General features: G+C 42.3%; 10 protein-coding genes. 9 read left to right on the top strand and 1 reads right to left on the bottom strand.

Annotated features, from left to right (window positions below; genetic code table 11):
• Position 1: 1 nt before the first annotated feature.
• The 7 genes from C900_RS10055 to C900_RS10025 all read left to right on the top strand — a co-directional run bounded on the left by C900_RS10055 (position 2) and on the right by C900_RS10025 (position 15,479).
• The gene (locus C900_RS10055) at positions 2 to 2,065 is read left to right on the top strand and encodes a fibronectin type III domain-containing protein (protein WP_009579716.1); all 2,064 of its coding nucleotides are present in this window, start codon (positions 2 to 4) and stop codon (positions 2,063 to 2,065) included.
• Positions 2,043 to 6,299, top strand: a complete 4,257-nt coding sequence (locus C900_RS10050; protein WP_040496387.1) for a T9SS type A sorting domain-containing protein — start codon at positions 2,043 to 2,045, stop codon at positions 6,297 to 6,299. The genes C900_RS10055 and C900_RS10050 overlap by 23 nt, the downstream gene beginning before the upstream one ends.
• A gap of 5 nt (positions 6,300 to 6,304) precedes the next feature.
• Positions 6,305 to 10,162, top strand: coding sequence for a hypothetical protein (locus C900_RS10045; RefSeq protein WP_009579714.1), 3,858 nt, complete (start codon positions 6,305 to 6,307; stop codon positions 10,160 to 10,162).
• Between the two features lie 12 nt (positions 10,163 to 10,174).
• On the top strand, positions 10,175 to 11,302 hold the full coding sequence (locus C900_RS10040) for an outer membrane protein assembly factor BamB family protein (RefSeq protein ID WP_009579713.1): 1,128 nt from the start codon (positions 10,175 to 10,177) through the stop codon (positions 11,300 to 11,302).
• A gap of 1 nt (position 11,303) precedes the next feature.
• Entirely contained in the window at positions 11,304 to 12,395 is a 1,092-nt protein-coding gene (locus C900_RS10035) for an outer membrane protein assembly factor BamB family protein (protein WP_009579712.1), read from the top strand.
• 88 nt (positions 12,396 to 12,483) lie between these two features.
• Positions 12,484 to 14,286, top strand: a complete 1,803-nt coding sequence (locus tag C900_RS10030; protein ID WP_009579711.1) for a hypothetical protein — start codon at positions 12,484 to 12,486, stop codon at positions 14,284 to 14,286.
• Between the two features lie 74 nt (positions 14,287 to 14,360).
• Complete coding sequence (locus C900_RS10025) at positions 14,361 to 15,479, top strand: IPT/TIG domain-containing protein (protein WP_157493980.1); 1,119 nt, start codon at positions 14,361 to 14,363, stop codon at positions 15,477 to 15,479.
• Between the two features lie 505 nt (positions 15,480 to 15,984).
• On the opposite strand, the gene C900_RS28330 is transcribed toward C900_RS10025, so the two are convergent.
• On the bottom strand, positions 15,985 to 16,965 hold the full coding sequence (locus C900_RS28330; RefSeq protein ID WP_009579708.1) for an HNH endonuclease: 981 nt from the start codon (positions 16,963 to 16,965) through the stop codon (positions 15,985 to 15,987).
• 166 nt (positions 16,966 to 17,131) lie between these two features.
• On the opposite strand from C900_RS28330, the gene C900_RS10010 reads away from it, so the two are divergent.
• The gene (locus C900_RS10010; RefSeq protein ID WP_009579707.1) at positions 17,132 to 17,902 is read left to right on the top strand and encodes an HsdM family class I SAM-dependent methyltransferase; all 771 of its coding nucleotides are present in this window, start codon (positions 17,132 to 17,134) and stop codon (positions 17,900 to 17,902) included.
• Positions 17,903 to 17,906: 4 nt separating this feature from the next.
• Positions 17,907 to 18,461, top strand: a complete 555-nt coding sequence (locus C900_RS10005) for a JAB domain-containing protein (protein WP_009579706.1) — start codon at positions 17,907 to 17,909, stop codon at positions 18,459 to 18,461.
• Positions 18,462 to 18,464 lie beyond the last annotated feature (3 nt).

Below are 18,464 nucleotides of genomic sequence, written 5' to 3'. Positions count from 1 at the left end.
GATGAGGAGACTGCAATACTATATCACAGCATTGGCGTTTACAGCAGCGCTGGCGGCCAACGGGCAAGACGACAAGAAACCCTCCATCAAGGTGATCACCGCCCCGGCAGCAGAAGGAGTGATCGTTCGCTGGGCGCCCACTACACCGGTAGCCTGGCAACTGGCTAATGAATATGGCTATACGGTGACCCGGTACACCCTCAGCGATAAGGACACTTTAGGTTTTTCAGAAAAGATCAACCTGACCCCCGGCGGTCTATACGTACTTCCAGAAAATGATTGGGAAGCCATAGCCCATGAGGACAAATGGGCAGCCATAGCAGCCCAGGCGATATATGGCGAAGACTTTGTTTTATCTGATCCCGGTCAAGGAGCTACCTCTTTGGTGAATGCAGCCGCAGAACAGGAAAACAGGTTCAGCTTTTCACTGCTGGCCGCAGACATATCGGCCCCTACCGCAGAAGCAATGGCTCTCCGATGGCTGGATAAAACTGCTATACGAGGCGCCACCTACGTCTACCGGGTAGAGCTTAACAAGCAACGGGAAGGATACCCTGTTGAGAGAGGAAGCAGCAAGGTCACTTTTACCGGGCCCAGGCCGCTACCACAACCTTCCGAAGTAGAAGCCACATTTGGTGACCAGAGTGTTTCCATTTCGTGGAATACCTTCTACCTGGATGGCATATATTCTTCCTATGTGGTGGAAAGATCAGACGATGGAGGCAAGACCTTCCACCTGCCCGATGAGTTACAATTCTTCAGCCTGAAAAAAGAAGGTTCCGGCCCTTTGGAAAAGATGTACTACATGGATTCTATTCCCGACAATGCCACCACGTATCAATACAGGGTAAAAGGAATTACACCTTTTGGTGAGACAGGCCCACCATCAGTACCCGTAACCGGCCAGGGATATGTGAGCCTGGGGGATGCCATACCAGTGATCGCGGAAACCGTAGTGATGCAGGATGGTACGGTGAACATCACCTGGAAGTTTAGCCAGGCGCTGACAGGTCAGGTAAGACACTTTACTGTAGATCGCGGACCAAAAGCGGGTGGCCCTTACCGGTTGATCAGCGGTGAGATACCCCCTGCGAACAGCACATTTCAGGACACAAAGCCCCTGCGTGTCAACTATTACGTGATCAAAGCTTATGGCAAACATGGCGAAGTAAGACAGTCATTCCCGGCAATGGTACAGTTGGAAGACAGCATACCCCCGGCAGTACCTACCGGGCTTAAAGGTATGGTTGACAACAACGGCATTGTAAAGATCACATGGGATGCTAACAAAGAAGCCGATCTATATGGCTACAGGGTATTCCGGTCAAATGCCCTGAAGGAAGAGTACATACAGGTTACCGAAGAAGCGCTTACTACAACAGGCTTTACAGACAGTGTCAACCTGGAAACACTGACAGAAGAAGTGATATATACCATCACCGCCCAGGACAGAAGATACAACCAGTCTGACTATGCAAAACCCCTGGTATTGAAAAGACCTGACATTGTGCCACCCGATCAGCCCGTACTGAAAAGTGTGACGCCTGGTGAAGGAACCGTATTTATAGATTGGTATCCTGCCTCTGCTACCGATATTGCCGGTTACAAGCTCTTTAGAAAGAGAGCTGGTTCAACGATCTGGAAAGAATTTCTGCTCCCCGGAGATTCCACCTCCTTTATGGACGAGTTGGCAGATACAGGTTTCCGGTACAACTATTCCCTGATGGCGATAGATGATGACAATCTTGCTTCCGAAGCTACCCAATTTTCAGCGCAGCCCTTAGCCAGGCCGATGCCTGCTATCTCCAAAATCAGTCATAAAGTAGACAGGGAGAAAAAGCAGATAGACCTGACCTGGAAATACCCGGTGGCTTATGAAGAAGTGATCGTATACCGCAGCGAGAATAATGGCCCGTTGAGACAATACGCCAGGATTGACAGCGGAGAAAAGACATTTACAGACCACCAGTTAAAAGTAGGTGGTATCTACAAATACAGATTTAAGGTAATTGATAAAAATGGCGAAGAAAGCCCTGTAAGCGATGAAATTGAAATTCAATATTAAAGAGATGTTGACAAACAATACTGTGGTCATACTTGGTCTGTACCTGATGCTGTTTACTCAAAATACGTTGGCCCAAAGAGAGGGAAGAGGCAATATCAGCGTAAGAGTAACAAAGACAATCGGCTACTATCATGATAATGACGGAAGTAACAGCAGCCCTGAATATAGGCATCGTTTTTCCTTCAATGGCGCTACGCCTGAAAAAGAAGTCAACGGAGGGGCACGGGCAACATGGCATCCCGCAGGTGTTTTATTGCACAGCGGTACATACACCAATGCTCCAGAGCAATTTAATATTGACTACAGAGCGTATGAATATGATGAAGGAGGTGGCAGCTCTAACGATGATGCCAAACTCGGGCCTTTACCGTTTTACTTTGACCCTTTAAACTACACACCAGGCGCGGCAAATAAGGTCTACATCCTCATGTATAAGGAAGATTGTATTTCCAAAGTCGGGACGTTCACTTCCCTGACTGCATACGAAAACAAGGTAACAGCGCTAAGAAGCAAGATAAGCTGCATGGTAGGCGGTGTCGTACCCGTTGCCGACTGGATATGGGGAGCCGAGATCACTATACAATATACCACACCGGTGCCTTCACTGACTATTTTAGGCTTCCCTGCTCAAAAGTGTTTTAATGATAATATACATTTAAAGGCCAATATTCCTCCTTCTTTCGATAAGTCTACCATCTTCTACTATCAATATCGCTTTGAAAATGAAGATGAAGAGTATACTGAATGCTATCCAAACCCGGATTATTGTGGTCCTTGCAGTGGTGGTACCCCACTTTCGGCAGACAACCCATTTGGCGTTGTTACAAACGCTGCTCCCCCAGGGGATGGCAGCCCGTGCTGTGATGAACCACCAACCATATGCGAAACAAAGTTAAGGGACAAATGGAGAACGCTACCAACATCCAGCTATTCAGTTTTCCCCGAGAGTGTCCTTACAATGGATTCGATTGCAGTGAAAATAGGTGATATTCCAGGAATCTCATCCTGGGTTAAGGAAAGTGCTAATTTACCCTTGTCCTTTCGGGTACGGGCAAAAACCGGCACTTCTACCAGTGATTATTCAGACCCTGACGCTACAGTGGTATCAGCGGCAGCCCCTACATTTAACATAGGGTCGATAACTCCTTCTTGTCAGGGATTAGAAACGGGTACAATACAACTCACCAATGTGCAGGGGATTGGCGATTACAAGTATTTTGTTCAGACAGGGCAATGCACTGACCCGGAAGATGATTCCTGTGTGGGTATAGGAGCTGTGCATGGAACATTCAGCGGTACTGACTATACCATTACAGGTGTGCCTCCCGGTAAAATGTACATTTACATTGCCAACATAGGAGGTGAAGTTGGAAATTGCGCTACTTCCGCAGTAAGAACAGTGGACGCCATAGCACTTCCCGTACTGGATACAGACCCTCCAAATGATGCTTCATGTCCGGAGGGCAGTGATGGAAGCGTTGCCTTCTCTGTAACCGGAGGCAAAACGAACTTTACCTATACCATCTCTGACGGTGCAGGCACCTTTAATGCAGGTAATACGGTCAGAGAAGGGAGTTTTACAGGGTTGGAAGCAGGAGAATATAAAGTAACTGTACAGGATGGCTGTTCGAAGGAAGATAGTGGAGACATTATTATCTACCAACCCCCGAAAGTTAAAGCAACAACAGACCCTACAACTCCAAGATGCACTAACGAACCGGATGGAAGTATTAGCATTAGCGCCAGCTATGATAAAACCTATGGCAGTTATGTAAAGAATAGTTCAGGAAGGTTTAACTACAGGCTTTATAACAGCAAAGGTACAAAGGTGCGGGAAAGGCTTAATACAACCCTCACCAGTGTTACATTTACAGGCCTTGCCGGAGATACCTATACCCTTAAAGTCACCGATGTGGATCAACCCGGTTGTGCAGCATATGAAAAGACGCAAAAGGTGGACGTAGTAGTACCTCTTGCGGCCTCCGTTACAGACGAAAGGAATATCTCATGTTACGGTGCTGCCGATGGACAGATCACTATATCCGGTTCAGGGGGTTATGGCAATTACCTGTATACAATAAAACATATAAGTTCAGGCGAAGAGCTGACCAACGCGACAGGAGATTTTTCATCGCTGGAACCAGGGGACTATCAAATCTCAATCAAAAATGATGTCACTACATGCAGCGATGAATACCAGTTACCGGACCCTGTGACCCTCATCCAGCCAGAGCAAATGACAGTTGCGCTTGCCCCTGAGAAGATCACATGTTTTGAAGCCGATAACGGACAAATTAACGTGACAGCCGAAGGGCTACTTACCAGCTATACCTTTCAATGGAGATGGAACGGAGCCTCCTACAGAAGTGGCAATCAGAACCAGTCTATGTCTCTGACCGGTCTTTTTCCCGGTACTTATGAGCTGACCATCACCAATAGCAACGGCTGTAGTGTGACCTCAGAAAGCGTCACCCTTGTAGAACCGGAGATATTAACCATTGACGCAGTAGAGGTGGAGAGGCCGGAGTGCTTTGGAGAAATAGATGGTAGCATCATACCGCACATTTCAGGGGGTTGGGGAGATTATACCTGGTATTATTCGGATGATGACCGGGCCACCTGGACAGCCTATGTTGCGACCAGGCAATTCGGCCCTTCCACATACTATATCAAGGTGGTGGATATCGAAGGGTGTGAGACCATATATCCCGATGTGATTGAATTCCTTGCCCCTGACGCCCCATTGGATATGCACATGTCGATCACCTCCCGAACGGGCTATGGCATAAGCTGCTTTGGAGGCTCTGACGGAGAGGTAAATCTGGAAGGCTTCGGTGGTATTGCTTTTGATGCCGGTGCGTCATACCTGTACAGCGTGAATGATGGAGAATTCGCTACGGAACCTGTAATCACCGGCCTCCCGGCAGGAGACCATACCTTTTACATTAAAGATGCCAATGGTTGTATCGAACAAAAGATACTGAACCTGCCAGAACCGGAAGTATTGGAGCTGGCGATGACCGATAAAGCCGATGTGAAATGCTTTGGCGATAACAGCGGCCATATTACAGTGGAAGCAACAGGCGGTGTGGGTGGCTATACCTATAATATCAACGGAGGAGATTATGGTACGGAACCCGCTTTCGAATCCATCTCCTCCGGCGCCTATACCTTGGGAGTAATCGACCTGAATGGTTGTGAAGCCCATACAGAGGTAACTGTGATAGAGCTGAACAACCCGATGACCCTGGATGCTACCGTGGCGGATATTTCCTGCTACACCTATGATGACGGGCAGATCATAACAACTATGGAGGGTGGCGCCCTGCCCTATACTTATGAATGGTCAAATGGTGCAGACACAAAGGATATTTCAGGCCTGGAGCAAGGCGTTTATCAACTGACAGTAACAGATGCCGAAGGCTGTAAAGTACAGGCCGAATATGAAATTACAGAACCGGAAAACATTTCCATTGACCGGGAGGCCACCTTATGCCAGGGGCAGACCTACACTGTAGATGCTACCTACAATGCGGAAGGCGCTCAGTATTCCTGGTCATCCCCCAACGGTTTTACCAGCCATGAGGCCCGTATCACCATTGATCAGGCAGGTATATATACCGCAGAAGTAACGCTGCCTAACGGCTGCCTGATGAGTGAACAGTTCGAATTAAGAACAAGAGATGTGCTCTTTGAGGTCAACTTCCTTACGGCTACGGAACTGGAAGCCGGAGACACTGTAATACTGGTAGATGTGACTGATCCCAGGCCAGATAGTGTGGAGTGGCATTTTGGCGGAGATATAACAGTTATTGACGGCTCGGCAGCGCACCCACAGATAATATACAGCCAGGCAGGCGAATATGAAATTGGCTTTACTGCCTACCTCGGAGGTTGTGTGGATTATCAGACCAAGGCGATCAAAGTTTACAATAAAAATGAAAAGCCGGATAATGGCCGCATCCTCTTTGGGGAAATAGGCATCAAAACAGCCAAAGTATACCCCAATCCCAACCAGGGCAGATTTGAAGCGGCTATAGAATTGCATCAGCGCACAGACCTTGCGCTGGAAATATACGACATGTTCGGATTAAAGGTACAAGAGCAACAGTTTTCAGGACGTGACTTCTACATGGCCTCGTTCGACCTTTCCGACAGACAAAGTGGTGTTTACCTGCTCAGGGCAGTAACAGGAGAGGCAGAAACCGTGATAAAAGTGCTGGTGAACAAATGATACAAATGAAAAAGATGAGATACCAAAATACAGAAGATAAACCATCCCTGCTCATGACGTTGCTGGTAGCAGTTATCATGTTCCTGGGCGTGGTACACAACACTTTTTCACAGGTGTATCCTGTAAATGCTACCACACAGATAGCCCCGCCCTATTCGGTTTTCCTTAGTGACTATGTAGCGCCCGGTTCGGAGCAGTTGAAACTCAACCTTTTTCTCAGGGATCTGACAGAACCATTGTACGATGTCAGGATCAGGATGGTGATAGAAGGACAGGGAGTAAGAATAGAAACATCCCCTGCATTTAACCCGCCACCTGTAACCATAGAAGGAGGAGTTTCCACCTGGCTGGATGCCAATGACCTGGCTCCATGGTTTGACAGCAGAAATTTAATATTCAGTGGCTACAGCAAGGCGCAATTTGAAAGGTCGGGAAGACTGCCCGAAGGTTTTTACCAGTTTTGTTTTACCGTTTATGACTACCGGCACCCGGAGATACAACTTTCGCAGTCGAGTTGCCAAAGTGTGTGGCTGGTACGCCCTGACCCGCCTATGCTCAACCAGCCCGCCTGTGCAGCAGAGCTGAAGCTGAACGAAATGCAGCAATCGGTGATCTTCCAATGGACTCCGATGGCTATATCGCCTAACTCCAGTTTTACTACGGATTATATTTTCAGGTTGTACGAGATCAGGCCTGAAGGCAGGAACCCGGCAGACATAGTATTAAGCAGCAACCCGATCTATGAAATTCAAACCCCGGAAACCAACCTGCTCTATGGAGTGGCCGAACCGCCATTGATCCCTGGCATGGAGTACGTATGGCAGGTACAGGCCATAGACCTGGATGGGCGAGACCGGTTTAAAAACAATGGTTACAGCAAGGTATGCACCTTTAAAGTGGCCCAGGATGAACCACCGCTGCCGGAACCAGATGAATTTAAAGCATGGGCTCTCAACGAGAGGATGGGAATGGCCAGTTGGAAACCATCGCTGGAGCCTGACGGCTATACCCTGGAATACAGGCTGTCCAACAACCCGCGAGCAGAATGGTTTGTAGAAGAATTGCAGCTCCCCCTTAATGCCCAACTGGCTGACAGTATGTATGTGGTGCTGAATAACCTGATGCCACAAACACAATATGAAGTACGAATAGGGAGCAAAAGAGGGGCTTTCGTCAGTTCATGGACAGAAACCAAAAGGTTCACCACCTATCCGCCACGGATATTTGCCTGTGGAGACGCACAAGACCTGCAACAGCCTTTGAATACTACACCACTCATTTCAGCTATCCGCGGAGAGGTGTTTACCGTGGGTGATTTCAAAATGAGGTTGATCGAGGTAAAAGGTGGAAATGGTGCTTTCTCTGGTTTAGGCTCTATAGAAACCCCGTTCCTGGGCTTCAATATGGCTGTGAAGTTTGATAATATCCGGGTGAATGAACTCTACCAGGTTGTGGCTGGTGAAGTGATCGCCCTTTCGGATGGAATAGATGGGTTGATTGACAATTGGGAAGACGAAGATGAAGACGATGGCACCGGTACTGATGAAGATGGTTCTGGCAGTGAGGATGATGATTCAGAGGATGATTTCGATGGAGAGGATATTACCTATGATGGTGAGATCGGTGATGTGACCGTGGGTGACGATGGCGTAATTACGGTGACTGATGAAGATGGGACAGCGCATACTTACGAGCAGCCGGTTGATCCCGAAACCGGGGAGAAGGAAGATGTCAGGTTTACTGACAGCTCTGGTGATACGTGGATCGTTGATAGTGACGGAAATGTCACGCAAGGAAACGACAACACTGCGGAGGATGACGCTATTAGCATCGAAAAAGAGTTAATCAAAGAGGCCTTGGAATACTTCAAGCAGGAAATAAACAATTACCTTGAAAACAGTGGCAAAGGGCCTCTGGATGATGTTTTGATCAGAAGAATACAATCATTACCTGATTGTTTGCCAAAAGACGAGGAAAGGTTACAGGTTATATTGGAAAAGGTTGATGAATTGATAAACGATCCAGACAGTCTATTGACCTTAATAAATGAAGATGATATAAATGGGCCCCAAGTTGAACAGATGGTTAATCAACTCAAAGGAAAAAGGCCTCCGTATAGCAGTGAACTTTCTGAGGAGCAGTGGGATCAATTGATTCAGATATTATGTCCATATCTCGTTGAGGAAGAAGAGCGGCCAGAGCTTGTCACCATTGTACCAATTACTGATGAAGAATTTACGGCTGGCATTGATGATGACAAACTAGAAATATCATACTCTATAAAAACAACTGATAAGTATCCCCTAAAATATGCCAAGCTGGAAATCTATAAGAATGATGGAACTTTAGCTTATATAAACGATCAGGATATAAAGATTGCAGAAAATGCAGCATTTCATTGGGATGGGAAAATGAATCAGGGGGATAATAATGGTGAGTATATCAGATACGATGAGTCTCCTTTCGAAGTCAAAATACTTTCAAGTGAGAGTAAGAATTTTACTATGCCTTTTTCAGCGTCAGCTTTAAGTAAGGTCCATCCGTACGCGGACGAGTGGAATGATGCATCTGACGAAATTAAGAAAAGAGTAGTTGTTAACAATGCTCCTTACGGGACGACCAAATTTGAATACTACATGATGTTGCGAGAACAAATGATAGACAATATTTCTATTGAAAATATAGACGGGTCTGGTCCTTTAGGCTATATGGATAAAAATGATACTACATTTTCATTTCTAGGAAAGCAGATAAGCACTCACAAAAATTACCAACCAATTTTAAAGGAGATAGAAGACAAAATTATTGAACAAGGTGACTATAATAAGTATAAAAACAAGTATTCCATCAATGATTATACTATTCGATTTATGAATCATTCTCGAATTATTAGTGACCACTCATTTGGCTTTGCAATAGATATTGATGCAATACGCAATCCCCAAATATCGGAACAGCAGAATTTATTCTTAAAAGTTATAACCAATGTTGATTTCTGGTATACAGACTTGATCTTGGAACAAATGAAAAATGCAAGCGATAACTTTAAACAAAGAATTAATTCTCAATCATTAAGCGAAATTATTTCAGGATTTAATTACCTCACAAAGTATGATAGTGAGTTTAAGGATGCCTTGCCTTTTTGGAAGAGTAGTATTGTGAATCAAGGAAATGCTGTATATTCTGAGTATCAAAAGATTTACCAAAGAACTTCATATTTGATAAATGAGCTATGGTTTGAAAATAAGGTAAGTGAAGAAATGCTTAATGAACTGAGGAGTATTATTCCTGAGAAATGTACTAGTAAAATTGAAGAAGTTGATCAAATTATTGAAGAGTTAAAGACATATCATGATTTACTTAATAATGGATTCGTAAAAGCTTATTTAATGAAATCCAATTTTCATGATGAGTATATTTACTGGAATGGTTATATAACGAATACAATGGATATCCTAAAAGTGTATAAAGAGGCATTTGAGAAGATTATAAGTGAGGTTGAAGAAACGAAAACTGCGGGATATCTTCCAGCTTCATTTGGTATCGATTTAGATTTTGAAGTGATTGAGTCTTTTGATTCTACTCAAATTAATGATTTCATTTCTTTTTTAGAACGTGTTGATGAAATATTGGGAAGCTCGGGAATGGGACGGCTATCGTTTGGGAATTATGTTGAATGGTTAAACAGGAATGGCACGCAAACTGCTATTTCAACGCTTGGAGAGAATGGGTTCTTTAACTTGGATAATGGTTTTGTTGAATATTTCCTCAATTCGGGCAAAATTGACTGGGGCGGAAACTGGACCAGGAAAAGAGATTGGATGCATTTTCAGCCATTAAAAAGATACAGAAACTTTGAATAAAAATAAACGACAATGAAACTAGCTTTTATTTTAACAAGCTTAATCTTGGGGTCAGGATTAACGAATATGAGTGTAGAACCTGGCTCAAAGCTCTATTTGGATCAAACAGGTCCGAAACCTATTGATGAATTTCTAAAGTTGAAATGGGAGGTAGAGGTAACGTGCAATAATGCAGTTCCAGCAACTTATGATAATTACCTTTACACCTGCGAAAATTTTGCAATAGACGCATTAAAAGGTGATAAGGTATCCCTTGAAATGTTTGAAAAGGAGTATTCAGACTCAATTTTAATTTACAGCACTGATTTAAAATTAAAGGTAAGAAATCTAAACAATCGAAACTATTCTTTTGAAGAAACTAGAAAAAGATCCTACTATATAGGTTCGGAACAGATTGAACTTACGAGAGATAGTATCTGGGTGGAAGTGGTGGATGACAAGGAGGTTCGTGGTGTAAATTTGAATGAAAAGAAGATTATATGGAAAGTGGCGACTAATTCTCGGATTTTTAATAAGCCTATTGTTGTAGCAAATGAAATTTATTTAGTTGACCAAACTCATCTTATAGTTTTTGATAAGTTGAACGGTGAGTTAGTTTCAAAGCATCCTTTAGGAGGAACTACGCTTTCTGGTATCACATATCACCAAGGCCACCTTTATATGGTTGTAAAAAATGTGGGTCTCATTGCATTCAATTTGGACGATAAAAAGATTTCTTGGGTGTTTGAGATGTCAACATATTCTAGCAAAATCAATAGAGTGGTTGTTGAAAAAGACAAGATATATGTTACAGATAATAGTTTGTACGCTATTAATAGATTCGATGGAAAACTGATATGGAAAATTGGTGAAGAGGAAGGTATATACATCTATAGAACCGAATTAAATAAAGTTAAAGATTACTTAATTTTTTATTCGCTAGAAGATAATGATCCGATACTGACGGTTGCAAACAAGGCAAATGGAGAAATTTTGTATCAAGGTTTTAACTCTAATATAGTGGGAGGTAATAAGGATAACCCAGATAATGTTGCTAGTGAAGATTTATTCATGATAATGTTTAAAGAGGATTTAATAGATAACAAAATACTAGTAGGGGTTATGGATGGGAAAATATATGGTTTTGAATTACTAAAATAGCATGAAATTATTTATACAAATCGCATGCATCTGGTTCTTTATGAATTTTGTAGCAAGTGCAAAATCTCAACCAGTATCCAATTTTTTTAAACTAAAGTGGGAATTTCAAACAGATGACGCGGATATCATTGAATTGGCTAGAGGATTTATTTTTACTTCTAGCAATCAAGTGGTTGATGCTATTTCCGGTGAGGAAGTTACGGTGCAATTAGATACTTCAATTAGTGATGGCAGTTTGTTAGTTCACGACTCCGAGATGAAGTTGGAGGTGATGGATTTGCGAACTGACAATTATTTGACCAATAAATACAGAAAACGGGCACGATATTTTGAAAACGAGCAGATAAAATTAATTACCGATAGCATTTGGGTAGAGGTCAATCCCAATATGAAAATAGAGGGCTTTAATGTTTATACTCAAAAACAAATATGGTCTACACCCTCTGAAAGTAGAATTGCTGATAGACCCCTTATAAAAGACGACAAAGTGTATGTGGTAAATAGAAATCAAATTATTGTTCTCGATAAATATAATGGCAACGTATTAAATACCTTTTCAATTGGAGGACAACTACTCTCCAAATTAACATTCTATGAAGATTTCCTTTACATGATTGTTCGTAATGTGGGACTGGTTGCAATTAATCTTAACTCGAACAATGTTGCTTGGACATATAATTTGGATAGGTACTCAGGTCATACAAGTAAGATAATTATCGATGGCGAAAATATTTATTTTTCTGATGGAAATTTAAATGCTATTACCAGGAATAGTGGTGATTTGAAGTGGAAATTGGGCTCAGAAGAAGGGGTTTTTGTCAACAGACCTGATTATATAACAGGAGTTGAGGATTGTATTATCTTTTATTCATTGCAAGATAATGACCCTGTACTAACGATTGCTGATAAAAATAATGGAAACATTCTATTCCAAGATTTTAATTCAAATATAGTTGGCGGTGATAAAAATAATCCTGATGGTGTTGCAAAGGAAGATCTACTTCTGATAAATTTTCGAGGAGAGTTAGTGGAGAATAACATATTGGTGGGCACAATGGATAATAAGATTTACGGTTTTGAACTGCTTAGATAGATATTATTTACTTTTATGCGTCCTGCCAACTTTAAAATTTAAAAAGCTAAATCCTACCATTGATTTAGTATTTAAAAATTGTCTATAGATGAATCGTTTCTACTATTTTACTCTTTTGATTTTTATTCCTTTGGTAGCTCAAACCCAAAACCTTGACAATCTCAAAGATCAGGAGCCGGTCAAGGTTTCGGGTTCTGTGAATGCGTCAGGTGTTTTTTACAATGCCTCGGGTATTGAAAACCGCAGAGACCCTTTTAACTGGTTTACCACGGGAAACCTGAACCTGGACATCTATGGGTGGAGTATCCCTTTTTCCTTTAGCTTTAGCAATCAAAATAGGAGTTTTAGCCAGCCCTTCAACCGGTATGGCATTACTCCACAATACAAGTGGGTAAAGGCTTACTTGGGCTACAATAGCATGAATTTTTCAAAATACACCTTGGCAGGCCATGTGTTTTTAGGGGCTGGTGTAGAGCTGACGCCCGGCAAGTGGCAGTTCAGTGCCATGTATGGAGAACTGAATAAAGCAGTACCGGAAGATACATTGGCAGTCACCTCTAACTTACCGGCCTTCAAAAGAATGGGGTATGGCATGAAGGCTGGTTATCATGATCAGGCACATAGTCTTGAAGTGATTATATTCAAAGCGGAAGATGAGGTGGGTTCTATTCCATATGTACCTGTTCAGAATGAAGTGCTGCCAAAGGAAAATCTTGTAGTGAGCTTTTTAGGAAGAAAGCAACTGTTTAAAAGGGTCAGCCTGAATATGGAATATGCTACCAGTGCTTTAACACATGATATCCGAAGTGAAGAGGTTGAATCTGGCCATACTTTAGCGCAGACTCCACTGTTCACGTCAAGGGCATCCAGCCAGTTCAACAATGCTTTTAATACCAGCATAGCCTACAATGGGAATACCTATGTATTGCAATTGAATTACGAGCGAATCGATCCCGGTTTTAACACCTTGGGCGCTTATTTCTTTAATGATGATTTGGAAAACTTAACGGTCAGCGGCTCTGTCAGGGCTTTGAAAAATAAATTGACACTTGGAGCCAATGTAGGAAAGCAAAAGAACAACCTCGAAGAAACAGAGGTGAGTTCTACTGAACGAGTAATCGCTTCATTCAACGCCAACTATATTCCAGATCAACATTGGAATATTAACGCCACCTATTCCAACTTCACCACCTTTACCAATGTAAGGCCAAGATTTGATCCCTTCTTTCAAAACGACCTGGACACGCTTAACTTTTATCAGGTCAATAAAAACGGTTCCATGTCAATAGGCTATTCCTTTGGTTCAAGAGAGAATAAGCAGTCCGTATTGTTTACAGGCTCCTATCAGGAGTCAAGCGATGAGAACGATGAGATAAACGAAACCAATACCTCGTATTTTTACAATGGTAACCTTGCTTATAGGTATATGGTTTCCGCTTCTGGCCTGAGTGTATCCAGTGGAGTAAGCATGTACCGCAGTGAATTAAGCATGGCCGAGTCAACCACCATCGGGCCGAACATTTCAATAACGAAATCCATGTGGAAGAAGGCGCTGCGGAGTACATTGGCCACCTCCTATAACATGCAGGAGTATTCAGATAATCCATCTTCAAAGGTGCTAACGGTGCGGCTGGGGCTAAATTTAACCCCGGAAAAACTGAGAAAGAAGGAAGAGGAACTCAAAGAAGAAAACCAGGAGCACAGCACCACCACAGGAGAAGCTTTGCCGGAAGGGGTTGCTCAAAAAGATTCACTTGCTGAGCCTGTAAAAAAGAAGTGGTCGGGTAGCCATAGACTTGGGCTTAATTTAATCTACCTGAACAAAACCGGAGAGGCTACGACCAATTTTAACGAAATTACAGCAACTTTAACTTATTCGTATTCATTTTAAACATTTGAAAAATAACAATGACTGGTAATTCAATTGCAACTCGCATTCAAGGACATTGGTTCTTGCTCATATTTGTGATTTTCTTAACTGGCTGCTCGCTGTTTGAGGAAGAAAAAGAGCGTCCTGGAATCACAACTATTACTCCATTGGAAGGGGATTATGGCATGGAAGTGAAAATAGAGGGAAGCCGTTTTTCTCCTGAAGTTGAGCAAAATGAAGTGCTATTTGAAGGAGTAAAGGCAGAAATATTATCAGCATCAAATAGTACTCTGGTGGTTAAAGTTCCGGTAGGGGCAACGTCAGGACCAATAACCGTAATAGCTGGAGGTGAAAGTGCCACATCTAGCGAAACGTTTGTTGTGACATCAGGAGAATGGAAAGAAAAAAGTGCTCTTGATGTGACAACAGACAGGCACATTACATATTCGTTTATGATCAATGGCAAGGTTTACCTACATGATCGTCAGCACACATCAAATGGCTCCCCAACAACAACACTATTTTGGGAATTCGACCCGCAGGTGAATAGCTGGACTCAAAAGACAGCTATACATCCTGATTTGGATTCAAGGACAACGGCTTGTTGGGGTACAGAGGACAAAGGCTATATTCTGGAATATGGAAAGTTGTGGGAATACGATCCGCAAACAGACACATGGAATCATATAAGTGATGCACCCATTTCTTTCTATACACCGGATTTCACATTCTACATTAAGTCCGAAAACAAAGCATTTTTTATTCCCGCAGGAGGTAAGGTATACTCGTACGATATTGCAGGTGGAGACTGGAATGAAGAAGAAAGTGTACCTTTTGTTTTTGTCAATGAAGATTATGATGGCCTCTCAGCTAGCACCGACAACACAGCTTACATAGGCCGTGAAAACGGAGAGGTTTGGCAGTATTCATTTGAAAGCGGAATTGGAAAGTGGGAGAAACTACCCGAGCATTTCTTATCTCACGTAGATGCAATATTTACCATAGGAGGAAGGCTCTACATAGGGGATAGTTGGGGAGAAAAAACAGTACTCTACTTCAATGAAACAGACCAGAAATGGTATCAGAAAGTTGATTTTCCAGGGAGAAGGAGCAATCCTGTAGTAGTATCGGATAACAACAGCGCTTATTGGGGAGGTGGCGTAGGTGTTGAAGAGGAATATTTTATTGATGATTGGCACGAATTTGTGCCATAAAGCTCGGGAGGCTAAACTACTTATGTTTGACTTTAAATCCTTATTTTCGTAGTTATGATCAACATAGGCCAACGATTAAAAGAGGGTTTAACAGTAATTGAGCTAATAAAGCTACTTCAATCAGCACCCGGAGATTTAGCTCAATCTTCGGGTTACATTTTAATTCCTGCAGATACACTGGCAACAGCCTCAAGGACTGCCCAGGACACGATTAACTATTGTAAGGAGCATGGCTTTATCAGAGTTGAGCAGTCAGGGAAAAAGTGTTATGAGTTTTATGTGACTGAGAAGGGTTTGGCGTTCTTACGGTCGCAGCCTAAACAGTACTAACAATGAGAAGAATACTTTCGGATTTTGTAAATCTATTTGTGGGTTCTAAGGAGGAATTTGAATTAACCAATACCGGTATGGTAGTGACCATTCTTATTATATTCTTGGTTTGTTTTTTTTACGTCTGGATTCAAGTGTTTAATTGAGGCTATTACTGAAGTGATTCCTAATTTTTTCAAACCTTACGAAATGGCAATCTAATAATTTCATCAAGACCTTTTACCTTTATTGTTGCCCCCATGTTCATGATATTTACTTGCGCTGCACCGTTTGGATTATCAGAGGATATTTCTTGGCATAGATATTCAGCTATTGGAATATATAATTTCCCTTTGGAAAATTGAGTAACCTCCGATTGATGAAAGGGTATAAATATTTGATAGATAAATATACCATAGAAAATTAACAAGCAGTGTTCCGGAATAGCAAATGGGGCATCAAATTGTTTCCTTTTCATCAGCATTATTAACGGTTCATTAAGTTTCTTAGTGCCCCTTGCTCGTGGAACATAGAAATAGGGATGCATTGCTATTGCTTTCTCTGGAATTTCACCTATAAGCCATCGCCGTGTTTTCTCATAACCTCCTAGGTTTTTTTTATCAAGGAACCCCAGCGCTATTTTTACGAAGCATTTAAAAACATTTCTTGGAATGAAGGCAGGTTTAAAAGTATTGATGGACAGCATTTCGTTGTTAACGTTTACGCCTCCCTTTTTCAAATCCTTTATATATAGGTGAAGTTGATTGTCTTTTGAAATAATATGGAATTTATTCTTTTTGTCCTTAAATTTTGAAACTCCCCCACGGCCAGAAACTTGCGACAACGTATGCCAGATACCTGAGAAGTTGGCCAGATCATTTTCATATTTACTGAACAACATGTTACAATTATCACACTCATAACCTGAGAATAAAACCTTATTGCCCATCAATGCAGGAATTAAGTGCGCAAGCTTTCTGAAGCTCGTTGATGAAGCGTCTTTTTTGCAAAATCGACATACCCTCTCATTTGTTTTGGATTTTCCCCACATAGCTTGCCTCCAGTTACTTTCACTAGCATGAAATCTTTTCTCAATTTCATAATATCTCCAAAATACTCCTAATTCTGCATTGTCTGGATAAAAATTAACATCGACATCTATGTATCCTTCATTCATAATAAATTAGTTGGACGTGTTATATACCTAAATTAAAGTTAATCCTAATCGACCAGTTCATCAAATTCTCTGATTGTTCAGCTCTGGTTTACCTCTTGAAAAGGTAAAATCACGAAATCCAGTTGTATTAGCTGCTTACCATTGCCCATAATCAAGCCAACCGATTATGGGAACAACCAAAAACCAATCAGAGCTTAACCTTGAAATAGAGGCTTTCATCAAACACAAGGATGCCACCAACCAGGGCTATTCAGATAAGGACAAAGAATTTATTAACCAGTACATCGGTGCGGGTGGGGAATCGGCCAGTGGCAAAACTGGTGAAGGTATTCTCTACGAGTTCTACACACCGAGTTACATAGTAGAACTCATGTGGGAGCTGGCCGTTCACTTTGGGTTCAAAGCCGGTGGGCATGTGCTTGAACCTGCATGCGGTACGGGGCGCTTCTTTGCTCATTCACCAACCGGAAGTAAGCTGACTGGATTCGAGACCAACCCTACAAGTGCCAGAATTGCAGATATTCTCTACCCCGATGCAGAGATCCATAACCTGTATTTTGAAAACGCCTTCATGGAACCACCCCGGTATGTCTCGCGGATCAGGCAGGGGCTTACCTGGTTAAAAGATTACCCTTTTGATCTAATAATCGGTAATCCTCCCTACGGCAAATACAAGAACTTCTATAGCAGTTATTTTGGTTGGCCGAAAGTAATTTTGAATGAGATGTTCTTCATGTATTATGGTTTAAAAATGTTGAAGAAGGGAGGTTTATTAGTGTACATCATTCCAGACAGGTTTATGAGAAACGGAGCTAGCTACAGTCAAATGAAAAAGGAAATGGGTTGGCTATGCAAGCTGCTGGACGCTTACCATTTGCCACCCGTGTTTTCCAAGACTTCTGTGGCAACTGATATTGTCGTACTTCAAAGAACATAGTACTATGAAAACAAAGAGGAAAACTAAAGCGAAAGCGTACAAGCCAAAAAAAGCAGTAATTTATAGGCAACAACCTGAAATGCTCCTTGGCGAACTTTCTGGTCTAAAGGGACAATTCAAGCCCAACCTGGTGCCGGAAATAAAGGTTTCTTTTAATAAGGGGAAACGTATTCTTGGCAAAATCACCAGCTCGCATGACGTGGCAGATTTTATTCGTAAGCAATACAAGCGAGGAACAATAGAAACACAGGAATACTTCAATATCCTTTATCTCAATAAACAGAATAACATAATCGGTTATTACCGGCACTCGAAAGGCGGTATTGATGGTACATTGGCCGATATGAGGATCATCTTCGGTGTGGCATTAAAGAGCCTCGCCACCGCCTTAGTCTTATCACATAACCATCCGTCTGGCAACCTGAAGCCGAGCCAAGCTGATATTACACTGACAAAAAAATGTAAACAGTTGGCAGAATTGCATAATATCGCTGTTCTGGATCATGTGATCATTACCAAAGCCGGATACCTGTCCTTTGTGGATGAAGGTCTTCTTTAAACA

This window comes from Fulvivirga imtechensis AK7 (assembly GCF_000331535.1).
Lineage (GTDB): Bacteria > Bacteroidota > Bacteroidia > Cytophagales > Cyclobacteriaceae > Fulvivirga > Fulvivirga imtechensis.
This window is presented reverse-complemented; position numbering and strand designations above follow the sequence as displayed.